Consider the following 7,310-nt stretch of genomic DNA (forward strand, 5'->3'; position numbering starts at 1 on the left):
TCCAGGTATTTGCGCCATTGGAGGCTGTGTCAGTTTCGCGGCTTACGCCGCTCCCACAACAGCAGTCTTGGTTATTTCCGGCAGTTCAGGCTGCGTATGCGGCCACGCATAATCTGCATCTTTGTAGGAGCGGCGTAAGCCGCGAAGCTGATGGTGTCGAAACCCTGATCATCAACGCCATCTGATGATGCACCGGCTTCGCGGCTTACGCCGCTCCTACAACAGCCGAGGTGAGCGCGCTCCAGCGCCCAGCGCCCGTCTGCATCCTGGCGAACCCTCAGAGCTCCTCGCCAAACATGATCCTGTGCCCGTCGATCGTGCGCACTCCGAACTCGCGCATGCCCCAGGGCTTGTCAGCGAGCTGCTGGGTGAATTCAGCGCCTGCGGTTCGGTACTCATCAAACAAGGCGGCGGCGTCGGACACGGTGATGTAGCCATACCAGGAGTGGTCACCAAGCGCATGTGGCGGTGTTGCGTCGATGCATTCGCCCAACATCACCCGGAAGCTGCCGCGCGACATGAAACTCCAGCCCGGTGCGGTGAAGTCCGTCCGCAGGCCAAGCACTGAAGCGTAGTAGTCGGTGGACCTGGCCAGGTCCTGCACGGCGAGGGTGAAGCGCACATCGGTGAGGTCGCTCATCTCATTTCCTGCGGCGTGAAGAGAGCCATCGTGCACTGATTCCTGTTGCGGTTCTGGCCTGATGGCTTTGGTGTCCGATTCTGGCGGGCATCGCCGCCATCGTGGGTGCAGCATGCAGTTCCTTCGTTGAGTGGAGCTTACATGAAGCAACTACAGGGAAAGGTTGTGATCATCACCGGAGCCAGTTCTGGCATCGGCCGCGCTGCAGCAGTGCTGTTCGCCGCTGAAGGCGCAGCGCTTGTGCTGGGCGCGCGCCGCGCAGTCGAGCTGGATCTGCTTGTCACGGAGATTGCCAGCAGTGGCGGTAGCGCAGTCTGCCTGCCGGGCGATGTCTGCGAAGAAGGCTATGCAAAGGCCTTGGTTGAGTTGGCGTTGGGCCAGTACGGTCGGCTGGACGTGGCCTTCAACAACGCTGGCATGATGGGACCATTGGGGCCGACACCGGAGCTGGAACTGGCTGATTGGCAGCGCACGCTGGACACCAATCTCACCGCGATGTTCTTGGCCGCCAAGTACCAGATACCAGCAATGCTGCGCAGCGGCGCTGGCAGCCTGATATTCACGTCAACCTTCGTCGGCCACACGGTGGGCTTTGCTGGCGCTGCGGCGTATGCGGCCAGCAAGTCCGGCATCATCGGCTTGACCCAGGTATTGGCGTCGGAATTCGGGCCGCAAGGGCTACGGGTGAATGCCTTGTTGCCTGGCGGCACCGATACACCGATGGCGCACGAGATGAATGGCTCAGCGGAAGCGATGGCGCAGGTGGCCAAGTTGCATGCGTTGAAGCGGATCGCTGATCCGCGCGAGCTGGCTGCAGCAGCAATGTTCCTGGCCTCGGACCAGTCTTCGTTCATGACCGGCGCGGCGATGCTGGTGGATGGTGGTGTTTCCATCCATCGAGGTTGAGGGGTGGAACGTATGCGAAGAGAGCGGCTTCCCACGCGCTCTTTCAGCTGAATGGTGTGGCTCAAGCGAGCGAAGCACTTGTGCAGGAAACTACGCTCAATGTCGCCGCCTTGCCGATCAATGGATCGGGATATGCAGCTCCATCTGCGATGCCGGATTGAACGGGTCGTCAAAGCGTGCGTCGTAGCGCTCGAGATCAACGCCGTCTTTCGCCTGTAGGCCGTGATCGGCCAGCAGGTGGTCGTAGATTGCCTGGAATGTCGCGCTGATCTGTGGCGCAGTGCCGGTGTGGGTGAATATCGCATAGCGTTGCGCGGGAACCTGGAAGCGCGTCATGCCGACCGGAAGGGTCGCGTCTTCGCCTACTTCGAAGCCGGTGATATAGCGCAGCGTGCGATCGGCCTGCGGTATGCAGACGCCGTAGCTGACGACAGGATCAATCTTTCCGGTGACTTCATTTTCGCGGGGAATGAAACGCTGCCAGAGATCTGCGTAGCCATCCTCGCCTTCGCGGAAGATTGCTTCCATGCCGACGACGGTGAAGGCTGGGCGCTCGATGAGGGTGGGTTGCATGTCGGGATTCTTGTCAGAGAGGAGTATGCGTGTATCGCTTGCTGTGGGCCTGTCAGCCTCCGCTCTGCGCTCGCTGGTAGGCGACCAGCGCATTGGCATGGCCATGGCCGATATTGTGCTGTTCCTTGAGGAAAGCCACCTGTTCCATGTGCTTCTTGTCCTTGATGGTGTCGAGCAGCTGCAGCCAGTGCTTTACCGGCTTGCCGTAGGTCTTCTCGATGGATGGGAAATACGACGCCGGGCCTTGGACTTTGTCGCTGCTGGTCATCTGCGCTTCCTGGAAGGAGAGGGACAGGGCAATGATGCGGCAAAGATTGGGTGTTGGCGATCCGGTTGGTGCTTGGGTACGGGATGCTGGTTGTGTGTGCTTTGAAGGTGTGAAGGACGCGCAGAAAGCAGAACGGGCGCCTTGCGGCGCCCGTTCTTTGCAAAGCTTGCCCTCACCCCAACCCCTCTCCCGCAGGCGGGAGAGGTGCTCAAGCTGTAGTGCCGAGCCATGCTCGGCAGGGGCTTTACCAGCTAAAGCTGCCCTCACCCCAACCCCTCTCCCGCAGGCGGGAGAGGGGCTCAAACTGTAGTGCCGAGCCATGCTCGGCAGGGGCTTTACCAGCTAAAAGCTGCCCTCACCCCAACCCCTCTCCCGTGAACGGGAGAGGGGCTAAAGCAAAGCAGGGCAAAGCAAATCAGTAGCGGTAATGGTCCGGCTTGAACGGGCCGTCGACCGGCACGCCGATGTAGTCGGCCTGTTCCTGGCTCAGGGTGGTCAGCTTCACGCCGATCTTTTCCAGGTGCAGACGGGCCACTTCTTCGTCCAGCTTCTTCGGCAGCAGGTAGACCTTGTTCTCGTAGCTGTCCTTGTTGGCCCACAGGTCGATCTGTGCGAGCGTCTGGTTGGCGAACGAGTTGGACATCACGAAGCTCGGGTGGCCGGTGGCGCAGCCGAGGTTGACCAGGCGGCCTTCGGCCAGCAGGAAGATCGCGTTACCGTTCGGGAAGATGTACTTGTCCACCTGCGGCTTGATGTTGACGTGCTGCACGCCCTTGTAGCCCACCAGTGCATCAACCTGGATTTCATTGTCGAAGTGACCAATGTTGCAGACGATGGCTTGGTCCTTCATCGCGCTCAGGTGCTCGATGCGGATGATGTCCTTGTTACCAGTGGTGGTGACGTACAGGTCGGCACAGCCCAGGGTGGATTCGATGGTGTTGACCTCGAAGCCTTCCATTGCGGCCTGCAGGGCGCAGATCGGGTCGATCTCGGTGACCACCACGCGCGCGCCATAGGCACGCAGCGAAGCGGCGCAACCCTTGCCCACATCGCCGTAACCGCAGACCACGGCAACCTTGCCGGCCAGCATCACGTCCATCGCGCGCTTCAGGCCATCGGCCAGCGACTCGCGGCAGCCGTACAGGTTGTCGAACTTGCTCTTGGTGACCGAGTCGTTGACGTTGATTGCCGGGATCAGCAGGGTGCCGGCCTGGGCCAGCTGGTACAGGCGGTGCACGCCGGTGGTGGTCTCTTCGGAGACGCCCTTCCAATCCTTGACCACGCGGGCCCAGTAACCCGGGCGCTCGGTGGCAACGCGCTTGAGCAGGTTCTTGATGACCTGTTCTTCGTGCGAGGAAGCCGGCTCGTTGACCCAGTTGCTGCCGTTCTCGAGCTCGTAGCCCTTGTGGATCAGCAGGGTGACGTCACCGCCGTCATCGACCACCAGCTCCGGACCGGTCAGGGTGCCGTCGGCCAGGGTGAAGGTCAGCGCATCCAGGGTGCAGTCCCAATATTCTTCCAGCGACTCGCCCTTCCATGCGAATACCGGCGTGCCGGTGGCGGCAATCGCGGCGGCAGCGTGGTCCTGGGTCGAGAAGATGTTGCACGAGGCCCAACGCACTTCGGCGCCGATGTCCTTCAGCGTCTCGATCAGCACCGCGGTCTGGATGGTCATGTGCAGCGAGCCGGTCACGCGCACGCCCTTCAGCGGCAGCTCGGCCTGGTACTTGCGGCGGATCGACATCAGGCCCGGCATTTCGTGCTCGGCGATGTCCAGTTCCTTACGGCCCCAGTCGGACAGCGAGATATCGCGGATCTTGTAATCACCTTCCTGCGAGAAGGTAGCGGCAACAGCGTTCATTTAGAGCTCCGGTGTGGTGCGAGCAGGCTCGCGTTCGCCGGGCGCCGTTGTTGCGTGAAAGCCGTCCGAGCCTGGCCGTTTGGGAAGTCCGTGCAAGAACACGGGCTGTAGTGGACAGGTCCACCCAACGGTCGCAGCGCCCCTCGGAACGGGCCGCCCAGTATATCGCGGCGAGGTGCCAGCGCTGCGGGCCCAACCAACGGCAGGGGCCAGCGTCGATGGGGATTGTTAAGTTGGCGGATTGTTTTCGTCCAATAGGAATGCGCCATGAACCTGTCTCCCCACCGCCGTCGTCGCGCTTCAGCCGCCTTGGTGCTGTGTGCCGGCCTGCTGCTGGCGGTACCGCCGGTTATGGCGTTGAGCCCACCGCTGGCGCAGAAGGGCGCCCAGCAAGGCGAAGGCTACCGGCTGCCGTCGGCGGCGCTGCAGGCCGTGGTGGATGCCCCGCGCGCGCCCAGCCTGTACCTGTCGCCCAAGCGAGACCTGACTGCGCTGCTGCAGACCCCGGCGCTGCCGTCGATCGCCCAGGTGGCGGCCCCGGAGCTGAAGCTGGCCGGCCTGCGCATCAATCCCAAGACCGTGTCCGACAGCCGCTTCTCGTTCGGCAGCAAGCTGTGGCTGGCCTCCACCAGTGATGGCAAGGAGCGCCAGATCACCGGTTTGCCGCAGTCGCTGTCGGTGGCCTCGCTGGCCTGGTCGCCGGATCAAAAGTACCTGGCCTTCAATCAGTTGAATCCGGCCACCGGCAGCAATGAGCTGTGGCTGGTGGACGTGGAGAATGCCAGTGCGCGGCGCGTGGCTGAGCGCCTGAACAGCATCGTCGGCAACGGCTATGCGTGGCTGCCGGGTAGCGATGCGCTGCTGGTCATGCAGCGTCCTGCCGGGCAGGGTGAGCCGCCGCATGGCGATGGTGTCCCGACCGGGCCGGCGGTGCAGCAGACCGAGGCCGGGCAGGGCGTGCGCACCGTGCGCACCTACCAGGACCTGTTGAAGAACGAAGACGATGCGCGTCTGTTCGAGTACTACCTGCAGGCACAGCCGGTGCGGGTGTCGATCAGCGGCGACAGCAAGCCGGTCGGTGCAGCGGGAATCTATCTGGGCCTGTCGGCCTCGCCAGATGGCAAGTACCTGCTGAGCCAGCGCGTACAGCGGCCGTTCTCCTATGCGGTGCCGGTCAGCCGTTTCCCGCGCAACATCGAAGTGCTGGATGCGCAGGGCAAGCTGGTGCACACGGTGGCGCGCCTGCCGCTGGTCGATGGCCTGCCGACCGGCAACGATGCAGTCCCCACCGGCGTGCGTTCGATCAGTTGGCGTGCTGACGCACCGGCCTCGCTTGTGTGGGCCGAAGCACAGGATGGCGGTGACCCCTCGCGTGAGGCCAAGGTGCGCGATGCGGTGCTGCTGCAGGCAGCGCCGTTCGACAAGCCGCCGGTGACGCTGGCGCAGCTGGGCTCGCGCTACGCGGGCGTTAGCTGGGCCAATGGCGAGTTGGCGCTGCTGGATGAGTACTGGTGGAAGAGCCGTCAGGTGAAACAGTGGAAGATTGCGCCGGATCATCTGGATCAGGCCGCAACGCTGCTGGTCCAGCGCTCGGAAGATGATCGCTACAGCGACCCGGGCGAGCCCTTGCTGCAGATGGATGACGGCGGCCGCTCGCGCCTGCAGCTGACCGCTGATGGCAAGGGCTTCTATCGCATTGGTGACGGCGCATCGGCTGAAGGTGATCGTCCGTTCCTGGACCGCGTTGACCTGGACAGTGGCAAGAGCGAACGCCTGTTCCACTCGCAGGCGCCGTATTACGAAGTGCCGCTGGGCATCATCGAAGGCGAAGCAGGCCGCATCTTGACCTATCGCGAATCCAATGACGTGCCAGCCAATCTGTATGCGCGCGGCTTGGCTGCTGATGCCAAGCCGGTCGAGCTGACCCACTTCGCTCATCCGCTGCCGCAGCTGCGTGGAGTGAAGAAGGAACAGATCCGCTACAAGCGCGCCGATGGCGTCGAACTCACCGCCGACCTGCTGCTGCCGCCGGGCTATGACGCCAAGAAGGATGGCCCGCGTCCGCTGCTGATGTGGGCTTACCCGGCTGAGTTCAAATCTGCCGCCGACGCCAGCCAGGTCAGCGGCTCGAAGTACCGTTTCAACGCTATCAGCTATTGGGGGCCGCAGGCCTTCCTGGCCAAAGGCTATGTGGTGCTGAACAACCCGACCATGCCGATCGTCGGCGAGGGTGACACCGAGCCGAACGACACCTATGTGCAGCAGCTGGTTGCCAGCGCACAGGCAGCAGTGGATGAAGTGGTGAAGCGCGGTGTTGGTGACCGTGAGCGCATTGCAGTTGGCGGCCACTCCTATGGCGCGTTCATGACCGCCAACCTGCTCGCGCATACGCGCCTGTTCAAGGCAGGCATCGCGCGTTCGGGTGCGTACAACCGCACGCTGACGCCGTTCGGCTTCCAGGCCGAGGAGCGCAACTACTGGCAGGCGCAGGACGTGTACCAGAAGATGTCGCCGTTCAACTACGCCGACAAGATCAAGGACCCGATCCTGTTCATCCACGGCGAGGACGACAATAACTCCGGCACCTTCCCGATCCAGAGCGAGCGCATGTTCGCCGCGGTGAAGGGTTTGGGCGGCACCTCGCGCTTGGTGATGCTACCGAACGAATCGCATGCTTACCGCGCACGCGAATCGATCATGACCATGCTGGCCGAAAGTGAAGACTGGCTGGACCGCTGGTTGGGTGCAGAAGCAGGCAAGAAGCGCTGACGATCCGCTCCCTCCCTTTTGCACGCAGTGCAAAGGGGAGGGTTGGGGAGTGGTAGCCTTCGGCGCCTTCCTGTAGTGCCGAGCCATGCTCGGCAGGGGCGTTACCGGCCAAAGCAAAAAGCCGCCCTCACCCCAACCCCTCTCCCGCAAGCGGGCGAGGGGCTTTGAGCAAGAGCGAAGCAACGTAGTGCCGAGCCTAGCGGGGGCCAACAAGTTAATAGGTTCCGTTTAGGGATGTTCAAGAACAGGCAGATGCACCGGAACATTAATTGCAAAAATAAAACATGCAGACA

The 7,310-nt window shown here is 62.6% G+C and carries 6 protein-coding genes and 1 riboswitch; of the genes, 2 read left to right on the forward strand and 4 right to left on the reverse strand.

The genetic code is table 11. The features are described from left to right. Positions 1 to 277 precede the first annotated feature (277 nt). A complete protein-coding gene (locus tag ACVOLZ_RS17860) occupies positions 278 to 640 on the reverse strand; it encodes a VOC family protein (RefSeq protein ID WP_481517285.1) in 363 nt (120 codons plus the stop codon). Between the two features lie 141 nt (positions 641 to 781). Between ACVOLZ_RS17860 and ACVOLZ_RS17865 the strand changes: the two genes are divergently transcribed. After that, complete coding sequence (locus tag ACVOLZ_RS17865) at positions 782 to 1,546, forward strand: SDR family oxidoreductase (protein WP_481517286.1); 765 nt, start codon at positions 782 to 784, stop codon at positions 1,544 to 1,546. A gap of 117 nt (positions 1,547 to 1,663) precedes the next feature. Here the strand turns inward: ACVOLZ_RS17865 and ACVOLZ_RS17870 are convergent, their stop codons facing one another. From ACVOLZ_RS17870 to ahcY, 3 genes are all read right to left on the reverse strand, one after another. Beyond that, complete coding sequence (locus tag ACVOLZ_RS17870) at positions 1,664 to 2,119, reverse strand: GyrI-like domain-containing protein (protein ID WP_481517287.1); 456 nt, start codon at positions 2,117 to 2,119, stop codon at positions 1,664 to 1,666. 52 nt (positions 2,120 to 2,171) lie between these two features. Next, positions 2,172 to 2,387, reverse strand: a complete 216-nt coding sequence (locus ACVOLZ_RS17875) for a DUF4287 domain-containing protein (RefSeq protein WP_481517288.1) — start codon at positions 2,385 to 2,387, stop codon at positions 2,172 to 2,174. Positions 2,388 to 2,802: 415 nt separating this feature from the next. Next, on the reverse strand, positions 2,803 to 4,248 hold the full coding sequence (ahcY, locus tag ACVOLZ_RS17880; RefSeq protein WP_481517289.1) for an adenosylhomocysteinase: 1,446 nt from the start codon (positions 4,246 to 4,248) through the stop codon (positions 2,803 to 2,805). 32 nt (positions 4,249 to 4,280) lie between these two features. Continuing rightward, positions 4,281 to 4,399, reverse strand: a riboswitch (S-adenosyl-L-homocysteine riboswitch). 116 nt (positions 4,400 to 4,515) lie between these two features. Here ahcY and ACVOLZ_RS17885 point away from each other — a divergent pair. Then, positions 4,516 to 7,017 carry an alpha/beta hydrolase family protein gene (locus ACVOLZ_RS17885; protein ID WP_481517290.1) on the forward strand — a complete coding sequence of 834 codons (2,502 nt, stop codon included), beginning with the start codon at positions 4,516 to 4,518 and terminating at the stop codon, positions 7,015 to 7,017. The last annotated feature ends 293 nt before the right edge of the window (positions 7,018 to 7,310 follow it).

This window comes from Stenotrophomonas sp. STEN020 (genome assembly GCF_056760195.1).